The following is a 301-nucleotide window of genomic DNA, read 5'->3' on the forward strand; positions in this document are numbered from 1 at the left end:
AGTGGGAGAGCGCCAGCTCGCGCTGGTGCAGCGCCACTACCGAGGTGGTGTGGCGGGAGTCGATCAGGTCCAGCAGCCGCAGCGCCTGGTGAGGATCGACGCTGGCCACCGGTTCGTCACCCAGGAACAGCGGGCGGGCCTGATACAGGGCGCGGGCGATGGCCACCCGCTGGCGCTGGCCGCCGGAAAGCTCGCCCACCGGGCGGCGCATCAGGCCGTTCAGGCCCAGTTCGTCGCACAGTGCGGTCACTTCCCGCCATGGCCCGCGCAGTGGGCGCACCAGGTTCCACAGATTGGCCAG

Annotated in this window: 1 protein-coding gene; it reads right to left on the minus strand. The window is 71.1% G+C overall.

The window, feature by feature from the left end; all coding sequences use genetic code 11:
• Nucleotides 1–301, minus strand: a 301-nt coding sequence (locus HOP53_RS21445) for an ATP-binding cassette domain-containing protein (protein ID WP_234271879.1), incomplete at both ends; no start/stop codon positions are given.

The sequence above is a fragment of the Billgrantia ethanolica genome (genome assembly GCF_021404305.1).
GTDB lineage: Bacteria > Pseudomonadota > Gammaproteobacteria > Pseudomonadales > Halomonadaceae > Halomonas > Halomonas ethanolica.